The 17755-nt window shown below is 74.7% G+C and carries 11 protein-coding genes; 5 read left to right on the top strand and 6 right to left on the bottom strand.

The genetic code is table 11. The annotated features are described in order from the left end of the window. Positions 1-35 precede the first annotated feature (35 nt). Positions 36-731: a glycerophosphodiester phosphodiesterase gene (locus MKW14_RS28510; RefSeq protein WP_240867015.1), complete on the top strand. Its 696-nt coding sequence runs from the start codon at positions 36-38 to the stop codon at positions 729-731. On the opposite strand, the gene MKW14_RS28505 is transcribed toward MKW14_RS28510, so the two are convergent. From MKW14_RS28505 to MKW14_RS28485, 5 genes are all read right to left on the bottom strand, one after another. Further along, positions 713-2392: an RNA polymerase sigma factor gene (locus MKW14_RS28505; protein ID WP_240867011.1), complete on the bottom strand. Its 1680-nt coding sequence runs from the start codon at positions 2390-2392 to the stop codon at positions 713-715. The two genes, MKW14_RS28510 and MKW14_RS28505, sit on opposite strands and share 19 nt — an antisense overlap. A 345-nt stretch (positions 2393-2737) precedes the next feature. After that, positions 2738-3367: a hypothetical protein gene (locus MKW14_RS28500; protein ID WP_308314641.1), complete on the bottom strand. Its 630-nt coding sequence runs from the start codon at positions 3365-3367 to the stop codon at positions 2738-2740. 427 nt (positions 3368-3794) lie between these two features. After that, a complete protein-coding gene (locus MKW14_RS28495; protein WP_208786070.1) occupies positions 3795-4286 on the bottom strand; it encodes an RNA polymerase sigma factor in 492 nt (163 codons plus the stop codon). Positions 4287-4374: 88 nt separating this feature from the next. After that, positions 4375-5013, bottom strand: a complete 639-nt coding sequence (locus tag MKW14_RS28490; protein ID WP_240867008.1) for a class F sortase — start codon at positions 5011-5013, stop codon at positions 4375-4377. After that, positions 5010-5399 (bottom strand): Tat pathway signal sequence domain protein, encoded by a 390-nt coding sequence (locus MKW14_RS28485; protein ID WP_240867005.1) that lies wholly within the window; start codon positions 5397-5399, stop codon positions 5010-5012. The genes MKW14_RS28490 and MKW14_RS28485 overlap by 4 nt, the downstream gene beginning before the upstream one ends. Before the next feature lie 228 nt (positions 5400-5627). Here MKW14_RS28485 and MKW14_RS28475 point away from each other — a divergent pair, with 228 nt between their 5' ends. Continuing rightward, positions 5628-10724, top strand: a complete 5097-nt coding sequence (locus MKW14_RS28475; protein WP_240867002.1) for a hypothetical protein — start codon at positions 5628-5630, stop codon at positions 10722-10724. Here MKW14_RS28475 and MKW14_RS28470 read toward each other — a convergent pair. After that, the gene (locus tag MKW14_RS28470; protein WP_240867000.1) at positions 10721-13912 is read right to left on the bottom strand and encodes a helix-turn-helix transcriptional regulator; all 3192 of its coding nucleotides are present in this window, start codon (positions 13910-13912) and stop codon (positions 10721-10723) included. The two genes, MKW14_RS28475 and MKW14_RS28470, sit on opposite strands and share 4 nt — an antisense overlap. Positions 13913-14181: 269 nt before the next feature. Here MKW14_RS28470 and MKW14_RS28465 point away from each other — a divergent pair, with 269 nt between their 5' ends. The 3 genes from MKW14_RS28465 (at position 14182) to MKW14_RS28455 (ending at position 17732) form a co-directional block, all read left to right on the top strand. Continuing rightward, on the top strand, positions 14182-14853 hold the full coding sequence (locus MKW14_RS28465) for a helix-turn-helix transcriptional regulator (RefSeq protein ID WP_240866998.1): 672 nt from the start codon (positions 14182-14184) through the stop codon (positions 14851-14853). Positions 14854-15006: 153 nt separating this feature from the next. Beyond that, positions 15007-15678, top strand: a complete 672-nt coding sequence (locus MKW14_RS28460) for a Pvc16 family protein (RefSeq protein ID WP_240866996.1) — start codon at positions 15007-15009, stop codon at positions 15676-15678. 62 nt (positions 15679-15740) lie between these two features. Next, positions 15741-17732, top strand: coding sequence for an ATP-binding protein (locus MKW14_RS28455; RefSeq protein ID WP_240867166.1), 1992 nt, complete (start codon positions 15741-15743; stop codon positions 17730-17732). The last annotated feature ends 23 nt before the right edge of the window (positions 17733-17755 follow it).

Below are 17755 nucleotides of genomic sequence, written 5' to 3'. Positions count from 1 at the left end.
CCCCCGGTCCCGGTGCGTCCCGACACAATGGGCGCATGCAGACGCTGACTGCCGTGGCCCATCGCGGCGACCCCTACCGCTTCCGTGAGAACACGATCGACTCGCTGCGTTCCGCGCTCGACCGGGGCGCGGACGCGGTCGAGATCGACGTACGGCTCACGAAGGACGGCGTGCCCGTGCTGCTGCACGACGAGACGCTGAAGCGGCTGTGGGAGCAGGACCGTCCGCTGCTCGCGCTGTCCGCCGCCGAGGTGCGCGGGCTGACGGCGGGCGCGGTGCCGACCCTCGCTGAAGCGCTCGCGGCGACCGGGGGCAGCCGGGTGATGCTGGACCTGCCGGGGACCCGGGAGGTGCGCACGGCGCGGCGGGTCGTGGACGTCGTACGGGAGGCGGGCGCGGCCGACCGGGTCTACTACTGCGCCGACGCCGCCGCGATGCTCGCCGTGCGCGGCGCCGATCCGGCCGCGGAGATCGCCCTGACCTGCACCAGCCTGGCTCCCCCGCGTCCCGCCCTGCTGGACGCGGTCAAGCCGCGCTGGCTCAACTACCGTTTCTCCCTCGTCGACCGCGACCTCGCGGCCCGCGTCCAGCACGACGGATATCTGCTGTCGGTGTGGACCCCGGACACCCGCCGCTCCATGCGCCGGCTGATCGGTCTGGGCGTCGACTCGATCACCAGCAACCGCGTCGACCTGCTGTGCGCGCTGCGGGACTACACGCGGGAGCGCTGAGGCACCGTCGCCGGGTCGGCCGGGGTCGAGCGGGTGAGGTACTGCGGGACGGGGGTGTCGTCCCCGCCGGTGTCGCGGACCAGGCCGTAGCGCCTGGCCCCCTGGGGCGGGCCGGTGGTGATGTCCTTCTCCGCCGCGTCCCAGGTGGAGAGGAAGACGCTCAGGCCGTAGTCGGCGCCGCGTTCGTTGACGGTGAGGGTGACGCTGCCGTCGAGGTAGAAGTACTCGTTCTGCCACATCTGCTGGGTGCCGGCCGGCAGCACGTCGTAACCGGTGGCCTTGGAGCCCATGCCGGTGGCGGTGGCGTCGGTGGTGCTGACCGGGTCGTCCATGCGCCGCCCGCCACCGGAGGCGACGTGGAAGAGCTTGCCCTTCAGGCCGGTCCAGGAGGGCGGGACCAGGTTGCCGGACCGGTACTGCGGTGAGATCTGCCAGCGCACCAGGACATAGCCCTCGCCGCTGAGCGTCACGCGGTCCCCGCGGTGGTTCAGGACGGCGTGCGCGCCGCCGGTGCTGGTGACGCCCTTCTCGGGGCGGTGCGGCAGGGCCGCGGGCGGGGTGTCCGGGTCGGGCGCCCGGTCGACGGCGTCGACGACGCTGCCGTAGAGCGCGGTCTTCCCTTGGGTGACCGACGGGGACGGGGAGGGCGAGTTCTTCGCTCCGGGGGGCGGCGGTGGGCGGTGTGTGGCGGTCGTCGCCGTGGGCGTGACGGTGGCGGTCGCCCGCGGGGGTGGGGTGGGTGCGGGGCGGGTGACGACGTAGGCGCCGCCCGCGACGATCGTGGCGCCCGCCGTCACGGCGATCGCGGGCTTGGTCAGGGCGCCGACGAGCTTGGCGGACCAGCCGACGGAGGTCGCGGCGGCGGCCGTCTTGCCGCCGAGCACGAGGGACAGCGTGAAGCCGACGGGGAGCGGGACGAGCGCGATGCCGACGAGCAGGCGTTCCGCCGGTACGACGGACTCGCGGGCGTCACCGCAGTAGGCGCAGCCCCTGATGTGCCGGGCCAGCCGCTTGCGCCAGACCGAGTCGGGGCGGCCGTCCCAGCGGCCGGTCAGCTCGCGCAGTTCGGGGCAGGCGCCGTCGAGGGCGCGGACGATCCCGCGCGAGGTCTCCAGGCGTTCCTTCATCCGCTGGACGCGTACGGCGGCGTGCTGTCGGCTGATGCCGACGGCCGCCGCCAGCTCGCGGCGGGTCAGTTCGCCGGCGACCTCCAGCCACCACAGCGACAGCAGCTGCCGGTCCTCGTCGTCCAGCCAGCGCACGGCCTCCGCGACCTCGCGCCGCTGTCCCTCCAACTGCAGGCGCAGCACGGTGAGTTCGGCGAAGTCGGTGGCCTCCTGGGCCGCGTTCTCGTCGAGCCGCCCGGGTGTCCTGCGGCGGGCCCGGTCCCGTATCTGGCGCATGGCGATCGCGATCAGCCAGGACCGGAAGCTGTCCGGGTCGCGCAGGGAGCCGAGGTTGTCGACGGCGCGCAGCATGGTCTCCTGGACCACGTCGTCGACGTCCGCGTGTCCGTTCAGGGCGCGTCCGACGACGTTGTAGACCAGCGGCAGCCAGCCCGCCACCAGCTCGTCCAGCGCCTGCCGGTCTCCGGCCTGCGCGGCGGCGATGGTGGCGCGCCAGTGCCGGCCGGTCGTCTCGGCGTCGGCGTGGGTCCTCATGCCCGCACCCTCTCAGCCGGGCCCCTGCTGTTGGCAATGTCGGAGATCACATCCCGGGGACGGTCCGGGCCGCCCCGCGATAACAGTTTTTCGGCGCCCGTCACTCCGATGTGGGTCCCCGTAGGGGAAGACCCCGGACAACTCACCTACCCAGTACGGCATTTGCTCCGGGGTCGGTCAGGGGCGCGGCCCCTCCCCGCCGACGATCCGGGGAGCCTCGCCCGCTCCGAGGATGATCGACGACACTCATCGCCAAGGCCCCAGGAGCCCGCGGGGGTGGGAGCGGGGTTCGGGGTGAGCGCTTCGAGGCGCCAACCCTTTCGCGAGGCATGGCGAGGGCTTGCGTCAGCGGCCCTCCGCGGCGGAGGACGCGATCGTCGGGGTGGGCCGGACGTCACCGGGGGTCTTGGACGGCCGGGCCGAGGGGAGTTGGGTGCGTGTCGCGGCGGAGGGGGCGATGGAGGGGCTGGCGCGGTCGGCGGGCGGCTCGCTGGGGGCGAGGGTGCGCCGGTCCCGGCCGGGTGCGGAGGCCGACGGCTCGGGGGGCGGCGTACGGGACGACGGCGGGGCGGAGGGGCTGCTCACCGGGGGCGGGGCCATGGGGACCGCCGGGGAGGAGGGGGTGTGGGAGGCCGTCAGGCGCAGGGGCAGGATCACCAGAGCCGCCACTCCAACGGTGAGCGCCGCACCGGCGGCCGCCCGCAGCAGACGACGCCGGGACGCACCACGCCGGATCGCCTCGTAACGACCGGGGGGCGGCCCGAGGTACTCGGCCGGGGGACGCAGGAGTACGGCGAGTTCGTCGTCGGACTCCAGGTCTCCGAGCTGGTCGTCACGGGCCCCGAACTCCCGCCGCCCACCGAGGAATTCACCCCCCGGATCGTCGGCATACGCGCCCTCGAACCCCGGCCCGCCACTCCGAGCCCCGACCCCCCATCCGATGTCCTGGCCATCGAAGTCCCGTCCGGCTCCCACCGAACCGAAGCCACGCCCGGCATCCCCAAACCCGAAGCCCGGCCCGACGCCCCCGGAACCAAAGCCCCGCTCGGCGCCTTCGGAACGGAAGCCCTGCCCGGCGTCCGCAGGACGGAGGCTTTGCCCGGTGTCCCCAAGGCTGGAGCCCTGCCCAGCATCGCCAGGACCGTCGCCCCGCCCGGCATCCCCGGAGCTGTAGCCCCGCCCGGCGCCTTCGGCTCCGGTGCCCCGACCGGTGTCCTCAACCTCCGAACCCTGACCGGTGCCCTCAACCCCGGCCTCCCGACCGGTGTCCTCAACTCCGGACGCCCGACCGGTGTCCTCAACTCCGGACGCCCGACCGGTGTTCTCAGCCCCGAACCCCCATCCAGGGTTCCCGGCGTCGAATGCTCGGTCCCGGGTCTCGTCGTCGTAGTCCGGCCCCTCGTCAGAGTGTGTGGTCAACGCTTCTCCTCAGGTGGGCGCGGAGCAGTTCGCGGGCGGCGTGCAGGTCGGCCTTGACGGTTCCCTCCTTGCGTCCGGTCAGCACGGACACCTCCCGGATCGGCATGTCAGCGTAGTAGTGCAGCAGGATCGGCACGCGCAGGCGTTCGGGCAGGGACTGCACGAGCAGCCGCACCGAGGGGTCCGCCTGTTCGGCCGGCGGGCTCACCGCGACCTCGTTGGTGGCGCGCCGCACGGCCCGGCGTTCACGCTCCAGCTTGCGCCAGTGGTCCCGGACGAGGTTGGCCGCGGTGACGTAGAGGAAGCCGCGCGGTTCGGTGACGGCCGTCCAGCGCGCCCACAGCCGGGTGAACGCCTCCGAGGCGATCTCGTGGGCCGTCTCGTCGTCGTCGACGAGCCGGCGGCACCAGCCGGCGAGACGCGGATAAAGGGCGGCGAACAACTCGGACGCGGCCTTCTCGCGGGACCGTTTCAACGTTCTCCCGGGTTCGTGGGGGGTCACTCGTGGAGGAAGAGCCCGGGCCTGCGGCGTACGTTCCGCGGGCCCGGGTTCCGGTCGGTGGTCAGTGGCCGCTGCCGGTCAGCACCGCGAAGACGATGACGTTGTCGCGGTAGCCGTCACCCGTGCGCTCCCCGCCGCAGGTGATGAGCCGCAGCTCCGGCCGGTCCACGTTCCCGTACACCTCCTTGGTCGGGAAGTTCGCCTTGGCCACCGTCCGTACGTCCGTCACGGTGAACACCGCAGTGGTGCCGTTCTCCAGGCGCGCCTCGATCCGCTCGCCCCGGCGCAGCTGTCCGAGGTGGCGGAAGACGCCGTCCCCGTAGGCGCCGACCGTGACATGACCGAGGATCACCGACGGTCCGGTCTGTCCCGGCGTCGGTGAGTTCTCGTACCAGCCCGCCCGGTCGTGCGCCTGGATCGGCGGCACCTGCACGGTCCCGCCGGCGGCCAGCCCCAGCTTCATCACCGGGGTGTCGACCCCGACGGCCGGTATCCGGAGCGCGACCGGGACGGATCGCCCCACCGCCGGCACCTGCTTCGCGGCGGGCGGCGCGGAGGACGAGGACGAGGACGAGGACGAGGACGAGGTGCTCGCGGAACTCCCCGGGGCGCTCCCGGTCGTGGCGCCGGGGCCGCCGCAGCCCACGAGCAGCGCGGCCAGCGCGAGGCCGGCGAGGGCGCGCCCGGAGACGCGGCTCATTCCCCGTTCGCCTGCCGACGGCGCAGGAGGAAGACCGCCCCGCCGCCCACGACGACGGCCGCGGCGGCGCCCCCGCCGATCAGAGTGCCCGTGTTCGAGGAGTCCGAGCCGGCCGTCACACCGGTGTCGGGCGCACCGCTCGGCACGACGGAGACCTGGTCGCGGGGCACCCGGGTCGGGGCGTCCGTGGCGGCGGGACGCTTCGTCGGGACGGCGCTGGGCTCCTGGCCGGCCGGACGGGTCCTGGTCGGGACCGGGCTGGGAGCGGAGGTGGCCCGCTCCGCGGGGCTCGGGGTCGCGGACGTCCCCGCGGCGAACGCGGGCACCGCGCCCGCCAGGACGGCGGTGGCCGCGATCACCATGGCACTGAAGCCGGTTCGGCGCATGAATCGCTCTCTTTCGTCGGTCCGCCCGGCGGTCGGGCCGGGCGGGCTGTGGCGTGGATCGAGCGGAGAGACGAGACAGCACGGGAGCGGGTTGTAAAGAGCTGGCAAAGTCGCCGAATGGCCTTCAGGTGTACGGGAGTTGGCCCGCCGATGGCGTGGGCGCGGCGAATGGGACCGGGGTGGCCCAAGGGGCGTCTGCCGGGCGTGTGCCTTGATTACGTTGAGGCCGTGCGGAACCAGCAGCAGCCACGGGACGGCAGAACCGGCACTTCCCAGCAGGCGCCCCCGGCGCCCCGCACCGCCGGGCCGCCCGCCCATCCCCTGCTCGCCTTCCAGCAGTCCGCGGGGAACGCGGCCACGGCCCGGGCGGTGCGGCGGGCGCGCACCGATCGCTCCCGGCCCGCGCTGCCGGGCATCGAGGAGCGCGCCGAGGCCGGGTTCGAGCTGCCGTCGTACCTGATGGGGCTGGAGGCGGCCGGGCTGTCGACGGCGTACGGGCTGACCGGGCACGAGTTCGTGCGGCACGCGGTGGCCGCCGCGGTGGGGCACGCCGACGGCACGGTCGGCGACATCGCGGCCGAGCTGGCCGGACGGCCGGAGAGCTTCTTCGGACAGGGCCGCGCCTTCGCCGTGCGGGGCCGGACCGGCAAGGAGTGGTACGACGTCACGGTCGCCGTCCGCCGGGCCCCCGACGACCGGCCGCCCGTCTTCCGCTCCCAGGACCAGGCGGCCGGCGCCGTCTCCGGCACCGACGAGGTGGCCGAGCTGGAGGACCCGGAGGGCAAGGACACCAAGGTCGACGTCCAGCACAACACCGCCGCGACGGTGAGCAGTACGGCCGGCGGCTCGTCCGCCAAGGGCGTCGGCGGGCTGGCGTTCGGACTGGCTCCCGTGGCGCCCGGCCTGTGGGTCGGCGGCGCCGCCACCGGCAACGCCCAGCCCTGGCAGTCCTCGCGGGAGTCCCGGCACCAGCGGAACGTGGCCGAGCCGCGCGTCCTGCGCAGCGACAAGGGCTCGGTGGAGGTCCACCGCAAGGTGGTCTACGAGGTACGGGTCCACAAGACCGGCACCGAGCAGACGCAGACCTTCCGGGACAAGGGGACGCTCACCCAGCGGGTGCCGACCGAGCATCTGGTCCCGGTCGGGACAGGTGCGCCGGCGCCCGCGCGACCGCTCGCCGCGGACACCGCGCGCGGCGTCTCGCTGGCCGACTCGCTGGCCCCGGTCGCCGTCACCGACACGGCCGCCCCGCACCACAGCGGCCGTGGGCTCTTCGACGCCGTCGCCTCCGTTCTCCACCCCTCGCTCACCGCGCCCGGCGCCCCCGGCCGGGCCCGGCTGTACGAGGCGACCGCGACGGCCACGGTGCTGGAGGACATGCCCCGGCTGCTGCGGGACGGCGTGCTCGGCGAGGACTTGCAGTCCAAGGATGGGAAGACGGTGGGCAGTTACCACTTGCGGGCGGCGCTCACCGGCCTCTCCCCCGCCTGGAGCACGGGCAAGACCCAGCTGCGCACACACCAGCAGACCCAGCACACGGTGACCGAGTCCGCGGGCAAGGGCCGGGCCGTCGCGGCCGGTCTGGGCCCGGCGATCGGTGTCGGCGCGGTGGGCAACGCGGCGGTGGTGCGGGCGACCGCGATGCCGGTCGCGGCGGCCCGCAAGGCCCGCTTCAGCGTGACCGAGCAGACCGTCTCCACTCGGCAGGGCGCGGAGGTGCGGGGCGAGAAGGCGCTGTACTTCGGGACGGTCCTGTTCACCGCGGAGGGCACGGGGCCGCGCTCGGCCGAGCACGTCCTGAACCCCGGGCGCCGGGTCGCCACCCACGCGATGAACGTGTGGATGAGCCTGCGGGCCGACGAGGCGCAGGAGTTGGGGCTGCCGTTGCCGCCGGGCGCGACCGCCGGGCCGTTCGCCGAGAAGCCCCGGCGGACCGACGAGAACGGCGAGGAGGCGGAGGTCGAGCGCCATCTCCCGTACGGCGCGAAGGGATCGAGCGTCACGCTGAGCCGGCTCGACACCGAGCCCATGGTGCTGGCCGTGCGCGAACTGTTCGCCACCGACCCGAGGCTGGCCGGCTATCTGCCCGTCTTCGGCGCCACCCCGCCCGCCCCGCACACCAGCGACGAGGACGCGGAGGCCCAGCGGCGCAACTACCGCGAGCTGATGACGGTCCTGTCGGAGACCAACCTCCGGGTCAACAAGGACCAGTTGCTGTCCACCGGCGTCCGGGTCCGACTGCGCCGCAAGACCACCCTGCACGCGCACGACGTACAACTCCTCGTCAGGGGCGAGATGTCGGACGCCGAGTACCAGGGCGACATCAAGGACTGGATGGTGCGCGCCCACTCCGGCGTCACCAGCAACTCGACCAGCGGCCGTAGCAGTTCGCGCTCGATCGGCGGTCTGGTGCTCGGGCAGGCCCGGCTGGTCCCGGGGGCGCTGACCGGTGCGGCCCGCTACGAGAGGCACAGCACCGGAACCCGTCGCAACCAAGCGGGCCCCATGGGCCGTTCGGACATCCTGACCAACGGCTCCGAGACCGCGAGCGCCTTCGCTGCGGCCCTGAGCATGCGCGTGGACGTCACCATGACCTCCCGGCCCCGCAAGCTCGCCCGCGGCCTCAGCGTCGGCTCGCCCGGCCAGGACGCGCCGGACGCCAAGCTGCTGGCGGGGCTGCACATGGAGCCGCAGGACGTACGGCTGCTCACTCCGGCGGAGTTCACGCTGGACGAGGAGGGCCGGGACCGGCGGGACGCGGTGGCCGGGGCGCGCGGGGCGAAGGCGCCCGCGCCGGATCACGCGTTCAACGCCGAGGGCATCGGCGACCTGGCCTCGATCACCCCGCGGCCTTCCGTCGGACGGGCGCTGCGGGACTGGCAGTTGGTGGAGAACCTCGACTCGGAGCCGGTCCGGGCGCTCGCCTTCCAGCTGCTGGCGCAGGCCGCCGCCCGCAACAAGGGCCTGCTGGAGGATCCGGCGCTGGCGACGGAGGGGCTCGCGCCCCGGCTGGCGGTGGAGGACCGGTTCAGCGAGCGGGCGGTCAAGGCGGCCCTGCGGCAGGCCGCGTCCTCCGGCTGGGTGGTGAAGAACCTCCGCTATCCGCGCCGGCTCGCGGCCCTCGACGGCGCGGTCGGCACCCGGCTGACGCTGGCCAACCCGCAGTTCGTGCACAAGGGCGAGGGACCGGGCACGGAGACCTTCATCCTGGGCGGCCACCAGTCCGCCGGTCAGGTGGGCCAGGGGACCACCAGCACCGTGCAGTTCGGGGCGACCGGGTCGGAGAACGGCCCCGAGTGGCGCACCGGGCAGGGCCTGTCGACGTTCCGCACCACGGGCCACGGCGACAGCCGGGCCGCCGCGCTGTCCGGCACGGTCGAGCGCAACGCCCACACGCCGAAGAAGGCCCCGCTGTATCTGGTCCAGTGCGATGTGCTGGTCAATATGGTCGCCGAGGTCAGGGTCACCGGCGGCGGCCCCTACGTAAGCCAGGGCGCCCGTACGCTGCCGGGCGCGGCGGCCGTGTGGCTGACGGAGGCGCAGTTGCCGGCGCGGATCCGACGGCAGCTGAACCTCGACGCCGACACCGACCTCGTCATGCGTCCCCCGGCGGCACGGGGCGAGAGCGGGGCGGAGAGCTCCCGCAGGGCCGCCGAACGGGCGCGGGCCACCACGGGTACGTCCTCGTCCGCGCCGGCCCGCAGCAGCGGTGGGCCCGCCTCCTCGCGGACGGCCGGCCCCGGCTTCGGCAGCGGGCTGCCCCTGGGCTTCGGCATGGTCGAGGACCTGCCCGACTTCGTGCCGCTGCTGGGACGGCTGCGGTCCGACCTGGTCCAGAGCCGGCACCAGGACGTCGCCGACGACCTGCTGCCCCGGCAGCAGCTCAAGGACCGCAACGACAACGTGCAGCGGCTGCTGCGCGTCCTGGACCGGGACGGCTCGGCCGGACTGCTGTCCAGTGCCATGGACGGCGGGGTCACGGTGGAACTGCTCGACGGCCGCAGGACGCCCTACTGGGCGGTGTTCCGCGTCGACCGCAGGGGGGACGGCGCGTACACGGGCGACGCGGGCGACGGCCGGGACATGGAGTACATCACCGCGGCCGTCTCCCAGCAGGCCGTCTCCCACGACGAGGGCACGGTGACCGGCGTCGAGGGCGTCCTCGCCGGCTCGGGCAAACCGGACGCAGGCGCCGGGCAGTTGAAGAGCACCGGCGGCGCGGCGGGCGTCGGCTACGCCTCCGGCGACTCACGGCGCAGCGGTGCGGCGAGCCGTGGACAGCTCGGGATGAAGACGGTCGCCGAGGCGAAGTCCGCGCCGTCCGCCAGGATGCGGCTGCCGGTGCGGGCGAGCCTGGAACTGTACAAGGGCGGCACCCGGCTGGCGCTGGCCCGCATGGACAACCTGACGCTGACCCACCGCGTGCCGCACAAGGACCTGGCCGCGCTGGGCCGGGTGACCGCACCGGTACGGGACGCGGCGCCCGGGGTGCGGGGTCCGCGCGACGACGGCCCGGCCGGACTCGGCTCCTGGCACGCGGGCGGGGTGCGGCTGCCGATGGAGGCACAGGTCAACGGCTTCCAAGGGGCGCCGAGAGTAAGGGAGTTGGTGACGGCGGCGGTCCGGCAGGCGGGCGGCGGCGACCGGTTCCGGGACAAGGGCCAGGCCGCCGCGTACGCGCTCAACGAGGCCGTCTCCACCGAGTGGCTGATCGCCGCGCTGCCGCTGCTCACCTCCGCCGGCGCGGATCTGCCGCCGGTGCACGCCTCCGGTGCGGAGGGGCAGGACCTGCGGGCCTCCCTGCACGCGCGGCTGCGGGACGGGCGGGTGCTGGGCGTGGGCGACACGATGACGTTCGAGACGGTGGGCCAGAGCCATCTCCAGGCGCCCCGGCCCACCCAGACGGACGGGGTGAGCTCCGCCGAGCACGGCAGACAGGCCCGCGCGCTGGGCGGCGCGGGTCTGCTCAACGCGGACGAGTTCCGGCTCAACCAGTTGATGGGCAACGCGGGCGGATCGGGCGGCGTCTCGGACGCGGCGGCGAACTCGGCGGGCTCGATGCCGCTGCACAAGCCGAAAATGAAGGCGGTCCTGGTCCAGTTCACGCTGGACGTCAGGGTGGTGGCCAGGGTGACCAACCGGGTCCGCGGCAGCCGTACGAACACCGCGGTGCGCGAGCTGACCCTGCCGACGCCGGTGGTGATCCGCATGCCGGAGCCGATGGTCCGCCGCATGCTGACGAGCGAGGGCGCGCGACTCCAGGACCCCGACAACCACTTGGGCGTCACGGCGACGGTCGCGCCGCCGCCTCCGCCGGCCCCCTAGTCGGCGCTCAGCGCCTCTTTCAGCTCGCCGCGTCGTCGGATGCCCAACTTCTTGTAGGCGCTGGTGAGATGGGTCTCCACGGTGCGCCGGGCGAGGTGCAGCAGCCCGGCGATCTCGGTGTTCGTGCGGCCGTCGGCGGCGAGGCGGGCGATGCGCAGCTCGCTGCCGGTGAGGGAGCCCGAGCCCGTGCGGACGAGGGCGGGGCGGCGCGCGCCGCCCTCGCGCAGCGCCTCCTCGGCCAGCTCCCGCAGCCGCATCGCGCCCAGCCGTTCGGCCCGTTCGGCCGCCTCCCGCAGACACTCCCGGGCCCTGCCGCGCTCCCCGGCGGCGGTCAGCAGCCGGCCCTGCGCGAGCAGCGCGGCCGCCAGCTCCGGTTCCGTCGCGGCGGGCGCGTCCCGCAGCAGTCGTACGGCCTCCTCGGTCAGCTCCAGACCCCGGCGGCCGCCCGTGACGGAGCCGAGGGTGCGCAGGGCGCGGCCCACCGTGCGGGGCGTGCCCCACTCCCGGGCCAGCCGCAGCTCCTCCTCGGCCAGGGCGAGGGCCTCCTTCGGGTTGCCGAGCGCGAACCAGCACTCGGCGGCGGCCGAGCGCCACGGGGTGACGACCGGACTGACCACCTCGCGCGCCGACTGACGGCGACCGCACTCCAGGAAGTCGTGCAGGGCTCCCGCCGAATCGCCCGCTGCGGCGCGCTGCACTCCACGCGCGTACAGGAAGCGGTTCAACTCCCAGCTGTCGGGGGCCTCGCGCAGGTCGAAGCCGTCCGCGAGGCGCTGCGCCTCGACCGCGCGGCCGGTCTCCACGAGCGCCAGCAGGATGTGCGCGTGTGCGTTGGCGGGGCCGGTGGCGAACAGCACGGGCGGTTCGGCCGGGAGGCGCCCGAACTCGCCGCGGGCCGCCGCGATGTCGTCGCGGGTGCTGAGCAGCGCCTGGTGCATCGGGTGCAGCAGCCCGGGCCGCTGGCCGGCCAGTCCGCGCTCCACCAGCCGGTCCGCCTCCTCCAGTTCGTCGGCCCACTGGGCGACGGCGGCGGCCGTGCCCAGCAGGAAGGGCTCGGTCAGCGGGTCGGCGGGCTCGGCCAGCAGGGCGCGCACCCGGTGCATCGCCTCGGCCGCCGAGGTCAGTCCGGCGGTGGCCGCGTACCGCACGAGGAGCGCCCGGGTGGCCGGGCCGAGCAGCTCCGGCGCGTTCTCGGCGGTGTCGCACAGCTCGCGGTACACCTCGCGGCGGACCGTCTGGTCCTGGTCGGAGAGCAGGGCGGAGGCGCTCTGCAGGGTGGCGGCGAGGTCGGGCCGGTCGGCGAGCTGTTCGCCGACGGAGCGCAGGACGTCCACGGCGGCGCGGGGCCGGCCGCGCCCGGCGAGCGCGGTGCCGAGGGCGATCGCCGCGCGCACCCGGTCCTGCGGGGTGCCCGGCAGCCGCAGCGCCTCGGTGAGCCGGGGGATACCGGCCGAGGACGTGCGGTCGGCGACCTCCAGGGAGCCCAGCTCGGTCAGCAGCCGCTGCCGGCGTTCGTCGGGCAGCGGCTCGTCCAGGGCCCGGCGCAGAAAGGCCACCGCGTCCTCGGTGCGGTCCTCGCGCAGGGCGAGCGAGGCGGCGTCCTGGAGCACGGTCGAGGCCCAGGGGGCGCGCACCGGGTCGGAGAGCAGCAGTTGCCGGGCCACGGGTTCGACGGGGGCGCCCCGGTGCAGCATCGTCTCGGCGGCCGTCCGGTGCGCGGCCCGCCGCCGGGCCACGGGAACGCCGGTGAGCACGGCGTCCCGCAGCAGGGGATGACCGTAGCGCGGGCGGCCGTGGCCGTCGGGCCGCAGCAGACCGAGCCCGGTCATTGCGGTGAGCCAGCCCACCACCCGGGCGGGATCGGCCCCGGCCAACTCGGCGAGCAGGGCGCCGAGCCGCTCGGGAACACGGTCGAACCCACCGCCGGAACGCCCCCACCGCCCCTCGGAGCCGCCGAAGGAGCCACGCACGTCGTCGAGGTCCGTACGCGCACGACCGATTCGGGACGGCCCCCTACGCTCCCAGCCCTCCTCGGAGCCGCCGAGAGCGCCGCGCACCTCATCAAGATCCATACGCGCATGGCCGGTTCGGGACGGCCCCCTGCCGCCCCAGCCCTCCTCCGAGCCGCCGAGAGGGCCACGCACCTCATCAAGGCCCGTACGCGCATGACCGGTTCGAGACAGCCCCATGCCGCCCCAGCCCTCTTCCGAGCCGCCGAGAGGGCCGTCCACCTCGTCAAGGCCCGTACGGACACGGCCGCTTCGGGACGGTCCCCTGCGGTCCCAGCCCTCCTCGGAGCCGCCGAGGGAGCCGCGCACCTCGTGAAGGTCCGAACGGTCCTTTCGGGACGCCCCCCTGTGGTCCCAGCCCTCGTCGAGCACGGCCAGGGCGCGGGCCACCTCCGCGGTGCCCGGTCCGGCGCTGTCCAGCCACCAGGACACGGCCGCCGGATACGCCCCCGGGTACAGCGCGGCGCAGGTCTCCGGCACGGACGCGGGCTCGCCGGACGCCCGCAGGTCGTCGAGGAGGGCCCGCAGCAGCAGGGGGCTGCCCGCGCCGGCCCGGACGCAGTCGTCCGCCCAGGACGCGGTCGCCCCGGGGAACTCGGCGCGCACCAGGGCGGCCGCCGACTCCGGGGTGAGCGGGGCGAGGGTGTGGGTGCCGACGAGGGCCGGTGAAAGGGTATGGGTGAAGCCCGGCGCGGACAGTTCGACGTCGTACTGACTGCGCTCGGTGACGGCCAGCAGGATCGGCAGGGCTAATCGGTCCACATGGCGGGCGTACTCCACCAGCCAGCGGTACGAGGGCGCGTCGGCGAGGTGGACGTCGTCCACGGCGACCAGCAGGGGTGACTCCTCCGCGCGGGCGTCCAACGCCCTTTGCAGCACCGCGCCCTGCTCGCGTTCGCTGTCGGACGCGTCGAACCCCGGCACCTCGCCGAGGAGTTGGAACACGGCGGCGAAGGGCACCGCGGTGTCGGCGGGGGCGCAGCGGGCGCGCAGCACCCGCATGCCGTGCGTGGCGGCGGACTCGGCGGCGGCCTCCAGCACGGTGGTCCGGCCGGTGCCGGTGGCGCCGCGCAGCAGCACCAGACCGCCCGCCCCGGTGCGGGCGCGCGCCGCCGCGTCCGCCAACAGCGCGGCGGCTTCCCGGTGTTCGCGCGGCGGCTCACCCTGCGCTACGGCCATGCCTGCCTCCTTGCTCGGACCGGACGTGTTCCGCAGTCGAGGACGGCCCTCGTCCCGCGGCGGTGGCGTGACAAGTCCCACGGCGGCCGGATCCGGCCCCCGCGGAACCGGGCGGCCGACCGCCGTCGTGGTAGTCGTACGGCCGATCTCGTGGTGCTGCTCGTGGTCCTCCACGATTGCGGTCGTCCCACCCGTCACACGAGTGTGGAAAACGCACGCCTGTCACCGACCCCGCAGAGGTTGCGTGCACGTGGATATAGGGGAAACGCTTGCTCAGCTCATCGCGGACCACACGCCCCGGTACGGCCGGTACGGCCGACGTGCCCGAGCGGATACCCGTGGCGGTGCTCGCCTCCGACCCGATCCTGCGCGAGGGGGCGATCGGCCAGCTGCGCCGGTACCCCGAGGTCGACCTGCGCGAGGAGTCCGGGCCCGGCACGGTGGCGCTGCTCGTCGGGGACGTGCTCGACGAGACCGCGCTGACCCGGCTGCGCCGGCTGGTGCGCAGTGAGGGGGCGCGGGCGGTGCTCGTCGTCGGCTCCCTGCGCGAGAGCGAACTGCTCGACGTGATCGAGTGCGGGGTCGGCGCCATCGTGTGGCGGCACGAGGCCACCTCGACCCGGCTGGTGCAGGCCGTGCTCGCGGCGGCGCGCGGCGACGGCGACCTGCCCGCCGACCTGCTGGGCCGGCTGATCAACCAGGTGGGGACCCTGCACCGCAGCGCGGCCGGACGGCCCGGCGGACCGTCCTCGGGGCTGACCGCGCGCGAGGTGGACGTGCTGCGTCTGGTCGCCGAGGGCCTCGACACCGGAGAGATCGCCGGCAAGCTGTCCTACTCCGAACGCACCGTCAAGAACGTGATCCACGGGCTGACCACCCGGCTGCATCTGCGCAACCGGGCGCACGCGGTCGCGCATGCCCTGCGGGAAGGCTACATCTGACCCAACGGGCAGCCCACTCGGCCCCCTTGGGCAGCGGAGTGCGCCCGTGAGCCGTCCCCCGCGTGCCTGCGCGGACGGCCGGGGCGGAGGGCAGGATCGGGTACGGCAGCGGGTTTCGTGCGGTGCGGGGCATCGCGGGGCGGGAGCAAGACGGTGATCCACGAGGTGGACGAGGTCCTCAAGGGCCTGCTCAGCGGTGGCGCGTTGTCCGGCTCGGGCATCGACGTCGCCTTCGACGCCCCGACCCGCGACTGGGCCGCGCGCCGCAACTCGCCCACGATCAACGCCTACTTGTACGACATCCGGGAGGACGTCAACCGTCGGCAGCGGGGCCATGTCGCCGTGCACGACGAGCGTGACGTGGTCGTCAAGCGGCGCCAGCCGCCGCGCTGGTTCCGGCTGTCGTACCTGGTGACGGCGTGGACGAAGCGGCCGCAGGACGAACACCGGCTGCTCTCCGCGGTGCTGGCCACGCTGATCCCGCGCGAACTGATCGGGCCGTCCGAACTCCCGGGCGCGCTCGGCTCGCTGGGCCTGACGATCCCGTTGTCGGTGGCCGGCATCCAGACCGAGTCCCGCTCCCTGGCGGAGATCTGGTCCGCGCTCGGCGGTGAACTCAAGCCGTCCCTCGACCTGGTGGTCACGGCCCCCTTCCCGGCCTACCCCGAGTACGACGCCGGCCCGCCGGTCACCGAGGGCGCCGCGGTCCGCGTCCGCACCCTGGACGACCCTGCGATCACGGACGAACGCGCCCACCGCCCGTCCCAGGTGGCGGCAGCCAGAAACGCCCGAACGGCGAACCGCACGACGGACCGGACACCGTGACACACGCCTCACAGCAGCTCCCGGCGGATGAACCGGGCGGCCTGTCTCATGTGCCGTACGGCATGGCCGAGTTGGCCGGAACCGACCCCGTCGGCGCCCTCGTGGCGCGGCTCCAGGCGCTGCGCGAGCGGGTCGCTCTGGTCGTGGAGCAGCGGTCCGTGGACGATCCGACAGCGGCCGATCCGCTGCGCGGGCTGTATCTGTCGGAGGAGGCGGTACGGCATCTGCTGCGGCCGGTGCCGCCGGTGCGGCTCGCTCTCCCCGACCACGCCGAGCAGCCGTACGACCGGCTGGGCGAGCTGTCCGCGCGGCTCGGGCTGACCGAGCTCGACGCGACGCTGCTGCTCATCGCCCTCGCGCCGGACCTGGACCGCGCCTTCGAGCCGCTGTACGGCTACCTCAACGACGACGTCAGCCGCCGTCGGGCTACCGTCGCGCTCGCCCTGGACCTGGTCGGCGTCCCCGTCCACTCACCGGCCGCACGGGCCCGGTTCCAGCCGGCCGCCCCCCTGTCCGCGCTCGGTCTCCTCACGGTCGAGGAACCCGAACGCCCTTTCCTGAGCCGCTCCTTGCGCGTCCCGGACCGTCTGGCCGCCCACCTTCTCGGCGACGACACCCCCGACGCGGCGCTCGCCGGCCATCTGCACGCGCTGAGCGCACCGCCCGACGCCGGGACCGACGGCGAGTTCGGCCGCTTCGTCGAACGGCTCGCCGCCCGCCTCGGCGCCGGCCCCCCGCTCACCGTCTATCTCCGCGAGCGCCGTGAGGGCGACGGGCTCGCCTGTGCGACCGCCGCTCTGCGTGCCGCCGGCGTCGCCGCCCTGCGCTTCTCCGGGCCCGAGGACCGGGTCCCCGAGCTGCTGCGGGAGGCGCGGCTGGGCGGGCGGGCGGTGGTCGTGTCGGGGGTTCCCGACCAACCCGCCGGTCTGATACGGCAGTTGGTCGCCGCCGCCGACGTACCCGTGTTGATCACGGCCCCGCGCCCCTACGACCCCCACTGGTCCGACCAGGACCCCCTCGTGCTGGACGTGCCCCGGCAGCACGCGGGGGCGGTGGGCGCCTGGACGGCCGCGCTCGGCGCGGAGAACGTCCCCGACATCGATCTGGCGGCCACCGTCGCCCCGTACCACCTGCCCGGCGAGCACATCTCCCGGGCCGCGCGGGCCGCTCTCGACCTCGCCCGGTTCGAAGGGACCCCGCTCTCCCCCGCCCATCTGCGCCTGGCCGCCCGCCAGCAGTCCGCGTCGGGGCTGGAGCAGCACGCCCGGCGGATCCGCCCGGCCGTCGACTGGAGCGACCTCGTCCTGCCCGACCGCCCGCTCACCCAGCTGCGCGAGCTCGCGCTGCGCGCCCGCCACCGCGACCGGGTTCTCGGCGACTGGCGGCTGAGCGCCGGGGGCGGCCGGGGCCGGGGCGTGCTCGGCCTGTTCGCGGGCGAGTCCGGTACCGGAAAGACGCTCAGCGCGGAGGTCGTGGCCGCCGAACTCGGCCTCGACCTCTATGTCGTCCAGCTGTCCTCGGTCGTCGACAAGTACGTCGGCGAGACGGAGAAGAACCTCGAACGCATCTTCACCGAGGCCGACCGCACGGACGCCGTGCTCCTCTTCGACGAGGCCGACGCCGTCTTCGGCAAGCGGTCCGAGGTCAAGGACGCGCACGACCGGTACGCCAACATGGAGAGCGCCTATCTCCTCCAGCGGCTGGAGTCCTTCGACGGGATCGCCCTGCTCACCACCAACCTGCGGGCCAACATCGACGAGGCGTTCACCCGCCGGCTGGACCTGGTGATCGACTTCCCGTTCCCGGACGCCGAACAGCGGCTCGCGCTCTGGCGGCACAGCCTGTCCCACGTGCCGTGCGCGGAGGCCGTCCAACTCGGTTCCGTGGCAGCTGACTTCGAGCTGGCGGGCGGTTCCATCCGCAGCGCCGTGGTGACGGCCGCCTACCTCGCCGCCGGGCGCGGCGACCTGGTCACCGCGGCCGATCTGCTGGAGGGCGCCCGGCGCGAGTACCGCAAGGCCGGCCGTCTGGTGCCGGGCGAGGGCGCCTGGTAGCGGCGCCCTCCCCGGGCCGTCGT

Source organism: Streptomyces gilvus (assembly GCF_022513565.1).
Taxonomy (GTDB): Bacteria; Actinomycetota; Actinomycetes; order Streptomycetales; family Streptomycetaceae; genus Streptomyces; species Streptomyces gilvus.
Note: the sequence above shows the minus strand (reverse complement) of the source record. Positions and strands in the feature narration are given on the sequence as shown.

Excerpts from the sequence above, each read along its gene's own strand:
- MKW14_RS28485 (WP_240867005.1), bottom strand. The coding sequence starts at position 5,399 with ATGCGCCGAACCGGCTTCAGTGCCATGGTGATCGCGGCCACCGCCGTC.
- MKW14_RS28455 (WP_240867166.1), top strand. The coding sequence starts at position 15,741 with ATGGCCGAGTTGGCCGGAACCGACCCCGTCGGCGCCCTCGTGGCGCGG.
- MKW14_RS28505 (WP_240867011.1), bottom strand. The coding sequence starts at position 2,392 with ATGAGGACCCACGCCGACGCCGAGACGACCGGCCGGCACTGGCGCGCC.
- MKW14_RS28470 (WP_240867000.1), bottom strand. The coding sequence starts at position 13,912 with ATGGCCGTAGCGCAGGGTGAGCCGCCGCGCGAACACCGGGAAGCCGCC.
- MKW14_RS28490 (WP_240867008.1), bottom strand. The coding sequence starts at position 5,013 with ATGAGCCGCGTCTCCGGGCGCGCCCTCGCCGGCCTCGCGCTGGCCGCG.
- MKW14_RS28510 (WP_240867015.1), top strand. The coding sequence starts at position 36 with ATGCAGACGCTGACTGCCGTGGCCCATCGCGGCGACCCCTACCGCTTC.